Below are 15,460 nucleotides of genomic sequence, written 5' to 3' on the forward strand. Positions count from 1 at the left end.
TTTCCTTCTTACTTGTGGTGAGTAAGCTGGAATATTCCGGCATGGGTTTCCTTCAGGCTAGAGCCTCACAGGTTCAATCACCACCTCCTTAGGAGGTGGTTTAAGGCTTACAATAAAAAAGCCAGACGCTTTCGCGCCTGGCCTGTTATGCGCCGGAACTCGGCGAGGCTGCGCCTCAGCGCATGGTAACGAACTCTTCCGCCGCGGTCGGGTGTATCGCCACGGTGTTGTCGAAGTCCTTCTTGGTGGCGCCCATCTTCACCGCCACGGCGAAGCCCTGCAGGATTTCATCCATGCCGAAGCCGATGCCGTGCAGGCCGACGATTTTCTCTTCTTTACCCGCGCACACCAGCTTCATGCGGCACGGCTGGCGGTGCTGCGTCACGGCGCTGTACATGGCGGTGAAGGAGGATTTGTACACCTTCACGTTGTCCGCGCCGAACTTCTCGATAGCTTCCGGCTCGGTCAGGCCGATAGTGCCGATCGGCGGGTGGCTGAACACCACGGTGGCGATGTTGCTGTAATCCAGGTGCTCATCCGGCTTGTTGTTGAACAGGCGCTCGGACAGGCGGCGGCCGGCGGCCACGGCGACCGGGGTCAGCTCTACCGCGCCGGTGTTGTCGCCCACCGCGTAGATGCCTTTGACATTGGTGTTCTGGAACTTATCGACGTCAATATAGCCTTTCTCATTGGTTTTCACCCCGGTAACGCCGAGGTTCAGGTTGTCGGTCGCCGGTTCGCGGCCGATGGCCCAAATCAGGCAGTCGACGGTGAATGCCTTGCCGTTTTCCAGCTGCAGCGTCAGGCTGCCGTCGGCGTTCTTGACGATCGCTTTCGGCACCGATTCGGTATGCAGGCTCGGCCCTTCGGTGTTCATCACTTCCACCAGGGTTTCGACGATCATCGGATCGAAGCTGCGCAGCGGCGCGTGCTTGCGCACGAACAGGTGCGTTTCCGCGCCCAGCGCGTTCAGCACGCCGGCGATCTCCACGGCGATATAGCCGGCGCCGACTACGGCGACGCGCTTCGGCATGGCGTCCAGCTCAAAGAAGCCGTCGGAGTCGATGCCGTATTCCGCACCCGGAATAGCCGGGTGGCTCGGGCGGCCGCCGGTGGCGATCAGGATGTGGTCGGCGGTGATGAGCTCGCCGTTCACTTCCACGGTGTGCGCATCCACGAAGCGCGCGAAGCCTTTGATCACGTCGACCTTGTTCTTGCCCAGCACGTTGTCGTAGGAGTTGTGGATGCGGTCGATATAGGCGGTGCGGTTGGCGACCAGCTTCTTCCAGTCGAAGGCGTTGACGGTGGTGTCGAAGCCGTAGTCCGGGCCGTACTGATGGATGGCCTCGGCGATCTGCGCCGCGTGCCACATGACTTTTTTCGGTACACAACCCACGTTTACACAGGTGCCGCCCAGCTCTTTGGCTTCAATCAGCGCACACTTTTGGCCGTACATGGCTGCCCGGTTGATCGATGCGATACCGCCGCTGCCGCCGCCAATTGCTAGATAATCGTAATGTTTCGTCATCTGGGATTTCCATGAGTTGTGAATTTGAAGAGGGTAAGAGTTTAACGCCTGACCGGGGTTTGTCGCAAAGATTGCGTCGATGGCTGCGATAGGTGGACGCAGGGCGCGGCGAACCGCGCCCTGCCGGGGATTATTCCGGTACCACCCAGTTCACCAGATGGTGGCCGATGCCCGACGGCACCAGCACCTTGTGCAGCCACGGCAGCACGTTTTTCATCTGCTGTTCCAGTTTCCACGGCGGGTTGATGACGATCATGCCGGAGGCGGTCATGCCGCGCTGATCGCTGTCGGGTTTCACCGCCAGTTCGATCTGCAGAATGCGGCGAATGCCGGTGGCTTCCAGATCGCGCAGCATGCGTTTGATCTGCTGGCGCATCACCACCGGGTACCACAGCGCGTAGGTGCCGGTGGCGAAACGCTTGTAGCCTTCCTGAATGCCTTTGACCACGTCCTGGTAATCGGTCTTCATTTCATACGGCGGGTCCATCAGGATCAGGCCGCGGCGCGACAGGGGCGGCAGCTGGGATTTCAGCTGCTGATAGCCGTCGGCGCGCTGCACTTTGGCGCGCTCGTCTTTCTGGAACTCGCTGCGCAGCAGCGGGTAGTCGCTCGGGTGCAGCTCGGTCAGGTGAATTTTGTCCTGCGGGCGCAGCAGCTGGCGGGCGATCAGCGGCGAACCGGGGTAGTAGCGCAGCGTGCCGGAACGGTTGAAGTTGTGCACCACGCTCATGTAGGCCGCCAGCTCTTCCGGCAGATCGTCGCGCTGCCACAGCAGGCCGATGCCTTCCAGGTATTCGCCGGTGCGCTCGGCGTGTTCGCCGCTGAGCTGATAACGGCCCGCGCCCGAGTGGGTATCCAGATACAGGAACGGCTTCTCTTTTTCCTTCAGCGACTCGATGATCAGGCTCTGAACGGTGTGCTTGAGCACGTCGGCGTGGTTGCCGGCGTGGAAACTGTGGCGATAACTTAACATGACGGGTGGCGGTTCCTTGTGCTCCGCAGGCGGAGCATTCAATGCAATAAGGCTTATAATCTGCACAGTATAAACTGTCTGGCCGGGAAAAACCGGACTCCGTTGCCGCAGACGTTCACAGAAAGGGACAGGACGATGAGCAAACGGGCGTTCTGGCGGCCGGTGTTCGAAGCGTTCGAATGGGTTGAAACGCTGTGAATCACAAGGAGAAAGGATGAGCTGCATTTTTTGCGACATCGTGGCGGGCAAGGCGCCGTGCCATAAAATCTGGGAAGACGACGACCATCTGGCGTTCCTGTCCATCTTTCCCAACACCGACGGTTTCAGCGTGGTGATCCCCAAGGCGCACCACCCGAGCTACGCCTTTGACCTGCCGGACGAGGTATTGAGCGCGTTGATGCTGGCGACCAAGCGGGTAGCGAAGCAGCTGGACCGCGCGTTCGACGACGTCGGCCGCTGCGGTATGGTGTTCGAGGGTTACGGCGTCGACCACGTGCACGCCAAACTGATCCCGCTGCACGGCACCGCGTCGCTGGAGCAGTGGCGGCCGATCGAATCGACCTCGCCGAAGTTTTTCGCGCGTTACGAGGGCTATATCTCCTCCCACGACGCCGCGCGCGCCGACGACGAGCAGCTGGCGGCGCTGGCCGCCCGCATCCGCCAAAGCGCCGTTTAAGGCACCAACGATCAACGCCGGGCATTGATTTTCCTGTTGTCTGGCTCCATGTTAGAGATTCATACGCATTTTAAGGCTCGCCCCCACGGCGGGCCCCAACGCTAATCAGGACTGCCCTATGACAAATCCGTTGCTGACCCCGTTTTCCCTGCCGCCGTTCTCGGCGATCCGCCCTGAAGATATCGTGCCTGCGGTGCAATCCGCGCTGGCGGACTGCCGCGCCGCGGTAGAGCGCGTGGTCGCGCAGCCGGGGCCGTTCACCTGGGACAATCTGTGTCAGCCGCTGGCGGAGTCGGACGATCGGCTGTCGCGCATCTGGTCGCCGATCGGGCACCTGAACTCGGTGAAAAACAGCCCGGAGCTGCGCGCCGCCTATGAGCAGGCGCTGCCGCTGCTGTCCGAGTACGGCACCTGGGTCGGCCAGCACGAAGGGCTGTACCAGGCCTACCGCAGCCTGAAAGAGGGCGCGGCGTTCGAGGCGCTGAGCGTGCCGCAGCGCAAGGCGGTGGACAACGCGCTGCGCGATTTCGAACTGTCGGGCATCGGCCTGTCGGCGGATAAACAGCAGCGCTACGGCGAGATCGTCGCGCGCCTGTCCGAACTGGGTTCCACCTACAGCAACAACGTGCTCGACGCCACCATGGGCTGGAGCAAACTGATTACCGACGAAGCCGAGCTGAGCGGCCTGCCGGAGAGCGCCCTGGCGCAGGCACAGGCGATGGCGCAGGCCAAAGAGCAGGACGGTTGGCTGCTGACGCTGGACATGCCGAGCTACCTGCCGGTGTTGACCTACGCCGACAACCGCGCGCTGCGCGAAGAGATGTACCGCGCCTTCGCCACCCGCGCCTCCGATCAGGGGCCGAACGCCGGCAAATGGGACAACAGCGAAGTGATGGCGGAAACGCTGGCGCTGCGCCACGAGCTGGCTCAGCTGCTGGGCTTCGACACCTACGCCGACAAGTCGCTGGCGACCAAAATGGCGGAGAGCCCGGAGCAGGTGATCGGCTTCCTGAGCGATCTGGCCAAGCGCGCCCGCCCGCAGGCCGAGCAAGAGCTGGCGCAGCTGCGCGCCTTCGCCAAACAGCACTATGGCGTGGACGAGCTCGAAGCCTGGGACATCACCTATTACGGCGAAAAACAGAAGCAGCACCTGTTCTCCATCAGCGACGAGCAGCTGCGCCCGTACTTCCCGGAGCAGCGGGTGGTGGAAGGGCTGTTCGAAGTGGTGAAACGCATCTACGGCATCACCGCCAAAGAGCGTAAAGACGTGGAGACCTGGCATCCGGACGTGCGCTTCTTCGATCTGTTCGCCGCTAACGGCGAGCTGCGCGGCAGCTTCTATCTCGATTTGTACGCCCGCGAAAACAAACGCGGCGGCGCCTGGATGGACGACTGCGTCGGCAGCCTGCGCAAGGCCGACGGCACGCTGCAAAAGCCGGTCGCTTACCTGACCTGCAACTTCAACCGCCCGCTGGGCAACCAGCCGGCGCTGTTCACCCATAACGAAGTGACCACGCTGTTCCACGAGTTCGGCCACGGTCTGCATCACATGCTGACGCAGATCGATACCGCCGGCGTCTCCGGCATCAACGGGGTGCCGTGGGATGCGGTCGAGCTGCCGAGCCAGTTTATGGAAAACTGGTGCTGGGAGCCGGAAGCGCTGGCGTTTATCTCCGGCCACTACCAGAGCGGCGAACCGCTGCCGAAGGCCATGCTCGACAAGCTGCTGGCGGCCAAGAATTACCAGGCGGCGCTGTTCATCCTGCGCCAGCTGGAGTTCGGCCTGTTCGATTTCCGCATGCACTTCGAATACAGCCCGGAAAAAGGGGCGCAGATCCTGCCGACGCTGGCGGAAGTGAAGAAAATGGTGGCGGTGGTGCCTTCGCCAAGCTGGGGCCGCTTCCCGCACGCCTTCAGCCACATCTTCGCCGGCGGCTATGCGGCGGGTTACTACAGCTACCTGTGGGCGGAAGTGCTGTCGGCCGACGCCTACTCGCGCTTCGAAGAAGAGGGGATTTTCAACGCCGAAACCGGCAAATCCTTCCTCGACAACATCCTGTCGCGCGGCGGTTCGGAAGAGCCGATGGCGCTGTTCAAACGCTTCCGTGGCCGCGAGCCGCAGCTGGATGCTATGCTGCGCCATTACGGCATTAAAGGATAACCCGACACGTGAGCGTGTGTTTATTGTGTGAAGCAGGCGCCGATCCCGGCGCCTTGTCTGTTTTGGCGCAGCGCTGGCGGCTGACGTCCGACGACGACGCGCCGATGGCGCTGGTACTGACCCCGCAGCGGCTGGAGCTGCGCAAGCGCGACGAGCCGAAGCTCGGCGGAATCTACGTCGATTTCGTCACCGGCACCATGGCGCACCGGCGCCGTTTCGGCGGCGGCCGCGGCGAGGCGGTGGCCAAAGCGGTCGGCATCAAGGGCAGCTATCTGCCGGACGTGGTGGACGCTACCGCCGGGCTGGGGCGCGACGCCTTCGTGCTGGCGGCGCTGGGCTGCCGGGTGCGGATGCTGGAGCGCAATCCGGTGGTGGCGGCGTTGCTGGACGACGGCCTGCAGCGCGGCTATCAGGATGCGGAAATCGGCCCGTGGCTGCGCGAGCGCCTGACGCTGCTGCACGCCTCCAGCCTGACGGCGCTGGCGGATCTCAGCCCGCGCCCCGAGGTGGTGTATCTCGATCCGATGTTCCCGCACAAGCAAAAAAGCGCGCTGGTGAAGAAAGAGATGCGGGTGTTTCAATCGCTGGTGGGCAGCGACGATGACGCCGACGGCCTGCTGGAGCCGGCGCGCCGCCTGGCGACCAAGCGCGTGGTGGTGAAGCGCCCGGACTACGCGCCGCCGCTGGCCGACGTGCCGGCGCACGCCGCCACGCTGACCAAAAGCCACCGTTTCGATATCTACATGCCGCTGTAATGTCTGCCTAGGGCCCGCCGTGTCGGGCCCTCAGTTTTCCTCCCGCAAGCTTTTCCCCACGCCGCCGCCCGGATGCACCGCCAACAAGGTGTCCTTGTCGTAACCGCTGCGCGCCATCAAGCAGGCGCAGGCGGCGTCGAAGATCGCCAGCACCAGCACAATTGAGGTGGTGGCCAGCATGTTCAGCGGATCTATCTCCTTTTGCACCCCGGTGGCGATCGTCAACTGCGCCGCCTGTGCGATGGCGGAATGCGGGTTTTCCGTCACCGCGATCAGCGTCACTCCCTTGGCCTGCAGCGTCGGCAGCAGGCGGGTCAGCTCGTCGGAATTGCCGCCGCGTGAGATCAGGATCAGCAGATCGTCGGCGCGCAGAAAGCCCAGATCGCCGTGCGCCGCGCCGGTGGCGTCGAGGTAGACCGCCGGCCGTTCCACGCAGGCCAGCATGTGGGCTATCTTGCGCGCCGCAATCCCCGAGGTGCCGACGCCGGTGACGGCGATTTTACCGCGGCAGTCGGCCAGCAGCGTCAGCAGCCGTTGCCAGGTGCGCGCGTCGAGGCGCTCGCCCAGCTGCGCCAGCTCCTGACTGTAGGTTTGCCAACCCTGCACCGCCTGCCGCCATTCCTGCTGCATCACGCCTCCTCCTGCATCAACCGGCGGTATTTCATGTGGTCGTTGTACAGCTCGTGGAATACCCGGTATTTGCGGTCGTAGTAGCTTTTTATCTGGTTGGTCTGCGGCGTGACCGTCTTGCCGATGCGGCTCATGGCGCTCATCGCCTCCGGCAGGGTGTCGAACACGCCCGCCGCCACGGTGCCCATCATCGCGCCGCCGAGCAGCATCGCTTCGCTCTCCTCCGGCAGCAGCATGGCGCAGCCGGTGGCGTTGGCGTGCTCCTGCACGAAGATCGGGTTCTTGGTGCCGCCGCCGCTGGCCATAATGGTGTCGATGCTGTAGCCGCTGTGGTTCATGGTTTCGATGATGTGGCGGGTGCCGAGCGCGATGGCCTGAATGGTGGCCAGGTAGTGCAGCGCCATGTCCTCCGGCGTGCGCGACAGCTTCAGCCCGGTCAGGATGCCGGTCAGCGTCGGGTTGGCGCGCGGCGAGCGGTTGCCGTGGAAGTACGGCAGCATATGAATGTCCTGCGTCAGGAAGGCGATATTCTCCGGCTCGCCGGCCATGCGGCGCAGAATGGCGTTCAACACCTCATAGATGGTCTGCCCCTGAGTTTTCGCCTGCGTCAGTAGCTCCGGGTAGCACGGGTGCGACTGGATGACGTGGTCGATCAGCGCGCCGGTGGCGGACTGGCCGCCTTCGTTCAGCCAGTATTCCGGCAGGATCGCCGAGTAATACGGCCCCCAGACGCCGCCGATAAAGCGCGCGGTGCGCGACATCGCCATATGGCCGGTGGAGGTGCCGCCGATCAGCGCGACGCGGCGATTGAAGTCGGCCACCTCGCCGGAGACGCCGGTGGCGCCCAGCGTGCCGAGGGTGCCGGCGTGGGCGTCGATGATCGACACGCTCACCGCCGTGCCGGCGATCAGCCCCATCTCGCCGGCGGCGCGCTGGGTCAGGCCGTGGCCCAGCGGCTCGCCCATCATTTTGACGTCGCTGCCGATCTTGGCCGCGTCATGTTCCAGCACGTCTTCCAGCCCGATCTGCTGGAAGTAGCTCTTGTCCCAGCGCTGTTCGTGGCCGAGATAGGTCCACTTGCATACCGTCGAACACAGCGAGCGGGTGGCATCCTGGGTGGCGCGCCAGGTGAGGAAGTCCGGCAGATCGAACAGGTAGCCGGCGTTGGCCCAGGTGGTGGGCATGTGCTGTTTCAGCCACAGCAGTTTCGGCGTCTGCATCTCCGGCGAGATAATGCCGCCGACGAAGTCCAGCACCCGGTGTTTGGTGGCGTTGATGCGCTCGGCCTGGGCGATCGCCCGGTGATCCATCCACACGATGATGTTCTGTTCGGTGCGGCCGGAGGGGCTGACGGTCAGCGGCTTGCCCTCTTTATCCAGCACCACCAGCGAACAGGTGGCGTCGAAGCCCAACCCCTTGACCTGGATCGGGTTGATGTCGGCCTGGTTGACCGCGTCGCGCACCGCATTGCACACCGCCTGCCAGATGTTATCCGACGACTGCTCGACGAAATCCGCCTTCGGCCGGTACAGATCGATGGCCCGGCTGGCCTGGCCGACCATGCGGCCATTGAGATCGAATACGCCCGCGCGCGCGCTTCCGGTGCCCACGTCTACGCCAATAAAATAGCTCGCCATTATCTGTTTTCTCCTAAGCTTTTCGATTCTGTAACGCGATAAACAGGATCAGCACGCCGCCCCACAGGGCCATGGTCAGGTAGCTGCTGACCCCCAGCAAATTGAGGCCGCTTTCCAACATTTGCAGCACGATCAGCGCCAGCACCAGCCCCAGAATGCGGCCGAAGCCGCCGTCCGGGTTAATGCCGCCCAGCACCGAGGCCAGAATGGTCACCAGCAGATAAGATTCGCCGTAGCCGGCCTTGGCCGAGTTGAACTTGGCCATCATCAGCAGGGCGGCGCCCCAGCCGAGCAGCGCCGACAGGATATACACCGCTACCTGCACCCGCGCGGTGTTCACGCCGCTGAAGCGGGTGGCCTGCTCGTTGGAGCCGATCAGGTACAGGCTGCGGCCCAGCGTGGTGTGCTCCAGCAACAGCCACAGCCCGGCCGCCACCAGCAGGAACAGGATCAGTGCCACCGGCACGCCGAGCACGGCGCCGTTGCCGAGAAATTGAATCGCCGCCGGGAAGCCGGAGATCACCGCGCCGTTGGACAGCAGGATATTCAGGCCGGTGATCAGGGTCATGGTGCCGAGCGAGGCGAGGATGGGCGAGACGCCGATCCAGGCTACCAGCGCGCCATTGAGCGCGCCGATCGCCACCGCCACCAGCAGGCCGGCCACCAGCGCCAGCGCCAGGAACAGCGGCTGGTCAGGGTGGCTGACGATGATTGCCGCCATCACCAGCGAACAGGCGTTGGCGCCGGCGATGATCGACAGGTTGATGCCGCCGGTCAGCATGGTGATGCCCATGCCGAGCGCCAGCAGGCCGAGGATCGGCAGCTGCGAGGCGATCGACTGGAAGTTGCCGAGGCTGAAGAAGCGCGATCCGAGCAGCCCGGCGAACAGCAGCGCCACCGCGATGATGATCGCGCCCTGCAGGCGAATGATCCGATCGTTTGGGATCAACCGAGTTAACTGCGTCATGTCAGATCTCCTTGAGCAGCTTGCGTTTTTCGTTCCAGGCGGTGGTGCTGATGCTGATCAAAATGATCGCGCCGCTGAATACCTGGTGCCAATAGGCCGAGACGCTGAGCAGCGTCAGCCCGTTTTGCAGGAAGGCCAGCAGCACCACGCCGAGCAGGGTACCGGTCAACGAGCCGCGGCCGCCGCTCATGCTGGTGCCGCCCAGCACCACCGCCGCCAATACCGTCAGCTCGAAGCCGAGCAGCGAGTTGGGGGCCACCGACTGGGTGATCTGCGCCTGCACCACCGCCGCGACGCCGGCCAGAATGCCCATGTAGCCGTAGACGCAAAAATGCAGCCGCAGCAGGTTCAACCCCAGGCGCGACGCCGCGTCGCGGTTGCCGCCCATGGCGTAGATCTGGCGCCCCAGCCGGGTGCGGTTCATCAGCACGCCGGTGACGACGATGGTCCCCAGCAGGCACAGCAGCGGCAGCGTCAGGCCGTAGTCGTAGCCGTCGGCGCCCTGGAACGAGAACCAGTTGATGCCGTTCATGAACCAGTCCGGGAAGCCGTACAGCCAGGTACCGTTGGTGGCGTACACCAGCAGGCCGTAGAACAGGTTGAGGGTGGCGATGGTGATGATGATTGCCGGCACTTTCAGCCAGTACACCAGAAAGCCGTTCACCAGCCCGAGCAGCAGGCCGACGCCAATCGCCAGGGCGAACGCCTGCGGGAAGCTGCCGCCGTGCTGGATCACCCAGCTGGCCATCACATACTGGGCAATGGCGGTGACCGCCGGGAACGAAATGTCGATGCCGCCGGCGATCAGCACCACGAACAGCCCGCAGGCCAGGATGCCGAGAATGGCGTAGCTGGTGGCGACGTCGGTCAGGTTGCCGAGCGTCAGAAACTCGTCGGTGCCGGCGCTCAGGCCGATCGCCAGCAGCAGCACCAACAGGCCGAGATAAAACTCGTGCCGCCCGGCCAGGCGGGCCAATAATGACTTATCCATTCACCACCTCGGCGATCTGTTGCTCGGTACTCTGGTGCGGCGCAAACTCGGCGATCAGCTCGCCCTTGCGCATCACCATCACCCGATGGCTGTTGTAATAGGCTTCCGGGATCTCGTCGCAGATCATCAGCACCGCCATGCCCAGCTGCGCCAGATCGCGGGCGATCTGGTAGATCCCCTCTTTGTTGGCGATGTCCACGCCGACGGTGGGCGAGTCGAGGATCAGGATCTTCGGCTGGGTCGCCACCCACTTGGCGATGGCGATGCGCTGGGCGTTGCCGCCGGACAGGGTTTTCACCGGCAATGCGCTGTCGGACACCTTGATGTTCAGATCGCGGATCAGCCGGTTGACCAGCTCGGTCGCTTTGGCGTGATCCAGCAGCCCGAGCGAGGTATGCAGCCGATCGAAGACGGTGACGATGGTGTTGTCGTAGATCGATTGCTCCATGATCAACCCCTGCGTCAGACGATCCTCCGACACATAGCCGATGCCGTGGCGCACCGCTTCGCGGTTGTTGTGCAGCTGCACCGCCTGGCCCTCGATGCGGATCTCGCCGCTGTCCGGCCGCGTCATGCCGAACAGGCTGAGGCACAGTTCGGTGCGGCCGGCACCGAGCAGGCCGACGATCGAGACGATCTCGCCGCCGCGCAGCGCCAGATTGACGTTGCGGTATTTCTCGCCGCGGCTGAGGTTGCGTACCTCGAGCAGCGGCGCCTGTTCGGCCGGCGGTAGCGGCGGCAGCGGGCTGTAGTGGAAGCGTTGGCCGGTCATCAGGAACGCCAGTTCATGGCTGTCCAGTTCGCTGGCCGGCCAGGTGCCCACCAGCTTGCCGTCGCGCATCACGCTGATGCGATCGGCGACTTCCATCACTTCATCCAATCTGTGGCTGACGAACACCACGCAGATGCCGGCCGCCTTCAGCTCGTTGACCACCCGCAGCAGGCCGTCGACCTCCTGGCGGGTCAGCGAGGCGGTCGGTTCGTCCATGATAACCAACCGCGCCTCGGCGGCGATGGCGCGGCAAATCGCCACCAGTTGCCGATCGGCGATCGACAGTTTTTCCACCTTTTTATCGGGATCGATGCGTATGCCGACCCGCGCCATGGCGTCGAGCGCCGTCTGGCGCATCACCCGCTTGCGTACCCAGAAATGGCCGCCGGGCAGGTAACGGTGGATGGCGATGTTCTCCGCCACCGTCAGGTTGGGGAACAGCGACAGGTCCTGGTAGATTACCTGTATGCCGTAATAACCGGACAGCTGCGGCGTCAGGGCGTGGAAGAGTTTGCCTTCAAGCGAAATGTTGGCGCCTTTTTCCGGCTGATAGACGCCGGAGATGATTTTAATGATGGTGCTTTTGCCGCAGCCGTTTTGCCCGGCCAGGCAGTGCACTTCGCCAATATTGAGCGTCAGGTTGATCTGGTCTAATGCCAGCACGCCTGGGAATCGCTTGCTGATATTCTCCAGGGTGATAAATGCGGGGGAGGCTGTCATAACGTTAACCTGTGCTTGCGTAGCGGCCGAAGCCCTGGGCGCAGCAAGCTGCGCCCCTACGAGGGTTTAACTACTTTCCCGGTGTGGCGAAATTACGCGAAAAATCAGAATCCAAGCGATTGGGCGTTGTCTTTGGTGACTTCCAAAATCTTGTTAAACCGAATCACTTTGTGTTCCATGTCGACGTCGGCCTTGCCGAGGCCCTCGATCGCCAGATCCTTGTTCACTTCCTTGCCCTGCAGCAGCTGGTCGGCCACCGTCACCAGCGCATAGCCGGCGTCTTTCGGATCCCACAGCAGCGCTTTTTTGATGTCGCCGCGCATCAGGTAAGGGGCGGCCTGCGCCGGCATGGCGATGCCCACCACCGCGATCTTGTCCTTGGCGCGTTTCTTGGCCACCGCCTGGCCGGCGCCGATCGGGCCGAGCGAGCCGAAGCCGATGATGCCCTTCATCTGCGGATAGGTTTTCATCAGATCCAGCGTGGTGGCGTAGGATTTGTCGATGCTTTCCGCCACCGGCAGGCGCGAGGTGACTTCAAACATGTCCGGGTATTTTTCTTTCTGGTATTTGATGGCGGAATCGGCCCAGGCGTTGTGCAGCGGCACGGTCAGCGAGCCGACGTAGATCGCATAGCCGCCTTTGCCGCCCATGTCTTTCGCCAGTTCATCGACGTTGGCCTGCGCGTATTTCTCGCTGTCGATGGTCTCGATGTCCCACTGGCCGATCTGCTGGTCCGGGGATTCATGGGTCAGCACCACGATGCCTTTGTCGCGCGCTTTTTTCAGCACCGGCTCCAGCACCTTGGCGTCGTTCGGCACCACGATGATGGCGTTGACGTTCTTGGCGATCAGATCCTCAATCACCTTGACCTGCGCGGCCGGATCCGGGGTAGAAGGGCCGGTCTGGTAGGCGTTGACGTCGAGTTTTTTCGCCGCTTCGTTGACGCCCACTTCCATGCGGTTGAACCACGGAATGCCGGTCACTTTGGCGACCACGGCAATCTCATATTTATCAGCGGCGAACACAGGTGTTGTCGATAACATGCACGCAGAAACCACACATGCATTTAATAATGCGAGGTTAAATTTCATTAGCTGTACCTTTTTTTATCTGTAGGGGTGGCGGTTTTTCCACCGCTGCAGATTACAAAGGAATGGAAGAGGGGGCGTAGCTGAAGTTAACGAAATGTGATCTGCGCACAGTTAAGTAAAATATTGCAGTATTTTGTGTTAAATAAATGTTTAATTATTTGGTGGTGGTAAATTTACTACCGATTAAGAAGCAATAAATAACCATTTATTAACTTTTATTTAACGAGCTAGCATCATTTTGATGGTGGGAAAGCATAAAAAAATGCCGGCGCAGAGGCCGGCATTGAAGCATTTAATCGATGTGTGAACAAGATCACCTTTAAGGCGGATTACAGCACGCCCTGCGCCAGCATGGCGTCGGCGACCTTGACGAAACCGGCGATATTCGCGCCGTGCACGTAGTGGGTTTGCTTGCCTTCGCCGCCGTATTCCACGCAGGCGTGGTGAATATCGGCCATGATATGTTGTAAACGTACATCCACTTTCTCTGCCCGCCAGCCGATGCGCGCGGCGTTTTGCGCCATCTCCAGCCCCGAGGTGGCCACGCCGCCGGCGTTGGCCGCCTTGCCCGGCGCGAACAGCACGCCGGCGTCGAGGAAGGCGTCGGTGGCCTGGATGGTGGTCGGCATGTTGGCGCCTTCCGCGACCGCCTTCACCCCGTTGCGGATCAGCGTCTGCGCCGCCTCGAGATCCAGTTCGTTCTGGGTGGCGCACGGCAGGGCGATATCCACCGGCACGTTCCACGGCTGCTGGCCGGCCAGATAGGTCAGGCCACGTTCGCGGGCATAGTCCGCCACCCTGCCGTAGCGTTGGTTTTTGATCTCCGCCAGGTGCGCCAGCTTCTCGGTGGTGAAGCCGTCCTCGTCCACCAGGGTGCCGCCGGAATCCGACACGGTGATCACGCGCGCGTCCAGCTCCAGCGCTTTCTCGATGGTGTACTGCGCCACGTTGCCGGAGCCGGACACCGCCACCCGCATGCCCTCAAAGCCCAGGCCGTGGCGCTGCAGCATGGCGTCGGTGAAGTACACCAGGCCGTAGCCGGTCGCCTCGGGGCGGATCAGGCTGCCGCCGAAGGAGAGACCCTTGCCGGTAAACACGCAGGCGGTGTTGTTGGACAGTTTCTTCATCATGCCGGCCATAAAGCCGACTTCACGGCCGCCGACGCCGATGTCGCCGGCCGGCACGTCGGTGTCCGGCCCCAGGTGGCGATACAGCTCGGTCATCAGCGCCTGGCAGAAGCGCATGATCTCGCCCTGGCTTTTGCCCTTGGGATCGAAATCGGAGCCGCCTTTGCCGCCGCCCATCGGCAGGGTGGTCAACGCGTTCTTGAAAGTCTGCTCAAAACCGAGGAACTTCAGGATCGACAGGTTTACCGACGGATGGAAGCGCATGCCACCCTTGTAGGGGCCGATGGCCGAGTTGAACTGCACGCGGAAGGCGCGGTTGACCTGCACCTGGCCGCGATCGTCCACCCAGCTGACGCGGAACTGAATGACGCGCTCGGGCTCCACCAGGCGCTCCAGCAGGGCCTGTTCGCGATAGCGCGGGTTGCGTTCGATAAACGGCCACAGCGAGGTGAAGACTTCGCGCACCGCCTGCAGATATTCCGGCTGGTGGGGGTTATGGCGCTGTAACGAGGACAGGAAAGACTCTACCGATACGGCATATTCCATGGATAACTCCTTTTAGCATTAAGTTTTCCCCCGCTATTTCTTATAGATATGGGTATAGGCGATGCCCGGGGGAGGATGTTGTGTCTTTAGCGACTATATCATCGGAGGGCGGTTGATTATCAAGCGATTAATCGGCGTGGCGGCATGAAAAACGCCCGCAGGGCGCGGGCGTTGGGCAGTTAAGTTAGCGAGTGCTTACTTTATTCATCTTCTTCATCGCGCAGCGGCACGATCAGCATATCGATGTGCACGGTATTGATCAGCTGGCGAGCGGAAGACATCAGCTTGCTCCAGAAATCCTGGTGGTGGCCGCACAGTACCAGATCCATGTCATATTTCTTGATGGCATCGACCAATACCTGCGCCAGATCGCCGCTGCCGCTCAGGGTCTCGGTGATCGGGTAGCCGGCGTTTTGCGACAGCTCGGTCAGCGCCTGATGGGTTTCCTCGGAGATGCGTTTTTGCATGTCGCCGAGATTGACGTCGATCAGGCCGGTATAGAGGTCGGAATAGTTGACATCGACGTGGATCAGAGAAACTTTAGCGTTGTACGGCCGCGCCATCGAGACGGCTTTTTCTACCAGGATCTTGCTTTCCGGGGATAGGTCCACCGCGATCAGTATGTGTTTGTAAGCCATAAGAATACTCCTTCCATAAACATGCCGATTAAAAGGGTTAGCAGGCGTTCCGTTTACCCGCCTTGCGCTTTTGGTTCCATAGTATCATTCGGATAACGCAATGATATGTTGGGGCGATCACACTGCGCCGCATCGAAAATCTCTCCGCCCGATACCTTTCGTTGTACACCCGCGCGGCATAAAAGCCTATTGATTATGCGGATGCTGCCGGTCTGACCGCTTGAATTATAAGCGTTATTAAACAAAGT

Annotated in this window: 13 protein-coding genes; 3 read left to right on the forward strand and 10 right to left on the reverse strand. The window is 62.1% G+C overall.

All coding sequences use genetic code 11. The features are described from left to right. Positions 1 to 175: 175 nt before the first annotated feature. Positions 176 to 1,528 carry a glutathione-disulfide reductase gene (gene gorA / locus ACJ8IN_RS12000; RefSeq protein ID WP_033654483.1) on the reverse strand — a complete coding sequence of 451 codons (1,353 nt, stop codon included), beginning with the start codon at positions 1,526 to 1,528 and terminating at the stop codon, positions 176 to 178. Between the two features lie 130 nt (positions 1,529 to 1,658). Further along, entirely contained in the window at positions 1,659 to 2,501 is an 843-nt protein-coding gene (locus ACJ8IN_RS12005; RefSeq protein ID WP_004931012.1) for a 23S rRNA (adenine(2030)-N(6))-methyltransferase RlmJ, read from the reverse strand. A 214-nt stretch (positions 2,502 to 2,715) separates the two neighbouring features. On the opposite strand from ACJ8IN_RS12005, the gene ACJ8IN_RS12010 reads away from it, so the two are divergent. The 3 genes from ACJ8IN_RS12010 to rsmJ all read left to right on the forward strand — a co-directional run bounded on the left by ACJ8IN_RS12010 (position 2,716) and on the right by rsmJ (position 6,093). Next, on the forward strand, positions 2,716 to 3,177 hold the full coding sequence (locus tag ACJ8IN_RS12010) for an HIT family protein (protein WP_033654482.1): 462 nt from the start codon (positions 2,716 to 2,718) through the stop codon (positions 3,175 to 3,177). A 118-nt stretch (positions 3,178 to 3,295) separates the two neighbouring features. After that, the gene (gene prlC / locus ACJ8IN_RS12015; RefSeq protein WP_308326112.1) at positions 3,296 to 5,338 is read left to right on the forward strand and encodes an oligopeptidase A; all 2,043 of its coding nucleotides are present in this window, start codon (positions 3,296 to 3,298) and stop codon (positions 5,336 to 5,338) included. 8 nt (positions 5,339 to 5,346) lie between these two features. After that, positions 5,347 to 6,093: a 16S rRNA (guanine(1516)-N(2))-methyltransferase RsmJ gene (rsmJ, locus tag ACJ8IN_RS12020; protein WP_033654480.1), complete on the forward strand. Its 747-nt coding sequence runs from the start codon at positions 5,347 to 5,349 to the stop codon at positions 6,091 to 6,093. Between the two features lie 30 nt (positions 6,094 to 6,123). On the opposite strand, the gene ACJ8IN_RS12025 is transcribed toward rsmJ, so the two are convergent. The 8 genes from ACJ8IN_RS12025 to uspA form a co-directional block, all read right to left on the reverse strand. After that, entirely contained in the window at positions 6,124 to 6,723 is a 600-nt protein-coding gene (locus tag ACJ8IN_RS12025) for a KpsF/GutQ family sugar-phosphate isomerase (RefSeq protein ID WP_060388446.1), read from the reverse strand. Next, positions 6,723 to 8,360 carry an FGGY-family carbohydrate kinase gene (locus tag ACJ8IN_RS12030; protein ID WP_039569021.1) on the reverse strand — a complete coding sequence of 546 codons (1,638 nt, stop codon included), beginning with the start codon at positions 8,358 to 8,360 and terminating at the stop codon, positions 6,723 to 6,725. The genes ACJ8IN_RS12025 and ACJ8IN_RS12030 overlap by 1 nt, the downstream gene beginning before the upstream one ends. Positions 8,361 to 8,373: 13 nt before the next feature. Next, positions 8,374 to 9,327, reverse strand: a complete 954-nt coding sequence (locus ACJ8IN_RS12035) for an ABC transporter permease (RefSeq protein WP_033649382.1) — start codon at positions 9,325 to 9,327, stop codon at positions 8,374 to 8,376. 1 nt (position 9,328) lies between these two features. Then, positions 9,329 to 10,318 carry an ABC transporter permease gene (locus ACJ8IN_RS12040; RefSeq protein ID WP_308326111.1) on the reverse strand — a complete coding sequence of 330 codons (990 nt, stop codon included), beginning with the start codon at positions 10,316 to 10,318 and terminating at the stop codon, positions 9,329 to 9,331. Beyond that, positions 10,311 to 11,810 carry a sugar ABC transporter ATP-binding protein gene (locus ACJ8IN_RS12045; RefSeq protein WP_060420127.1) on the reverse strand — a complete coding sequence of 500 codons (1,500 nt, stop codon included), beginning with the start codon at positions 11,808 to 11,810 and terminating at the stop codon, positions 10,311 to 10,313. Before ACJ8IN_RS12045 ends, ACJ8IN_RS12040 begins: the two co-directional genes overlap by 8 nt. Before the next feature lie 104 nt (positions 11,811 to 11,914). Next, on the reverse strand, positions 11,915 to 12,901 hold the full coding sequence (locus tag ACJ8IN_RS12050; protein WP_033649381.1) for an autoinducer 2 ABC transporter substrate-binding protein: 987 nt from the start codon (positions 12,899 to 12,901) through the stop codon (positions 11,915 to 11,917). Between the two features lie 329 nt (positions 12,902 to 13,230). Further along, complete coding sequence (gene gdhA / locus ACJ8IN_RS12055; RefSeq protein ID WP_033649380.1) at positions 13,231 to 14,574, reverse strand: NADP-specific glutamate dehydrogenase; 1,344 nt, start codon at positions 14,572 to 14,574, stop codon at positions 13,231 to 13,233. A gap of 200 nt (positions 14,575 to 14,774) precedes the next feature. Then, positions 14,775 to 15,212: a universal stress protein UspA gene (uspA, locus tag ACJ8IN_RS12060; RefSeq protein WP_004930988.1), complete on the reverse strand. Its 438-nt coding sequence runs from the start codon at positions 15,210 to 15,212 to the stop codon at positions 14,775 to 14,777. Positions 15,213 to 15,460: the final 248 nt, after the last annotated feature.

This window comes from Serratia sp. CY31944 (genome assembly GCF_052169175.1).
In the GTDB taxonomy this organism is placed as follows: domain Bacteria; phylum Pseudomonadota; class Gammaproteobacteria; order Enterobacterales; family Enterobacteriaceae; genus Serratia; species Serratia sarumanii.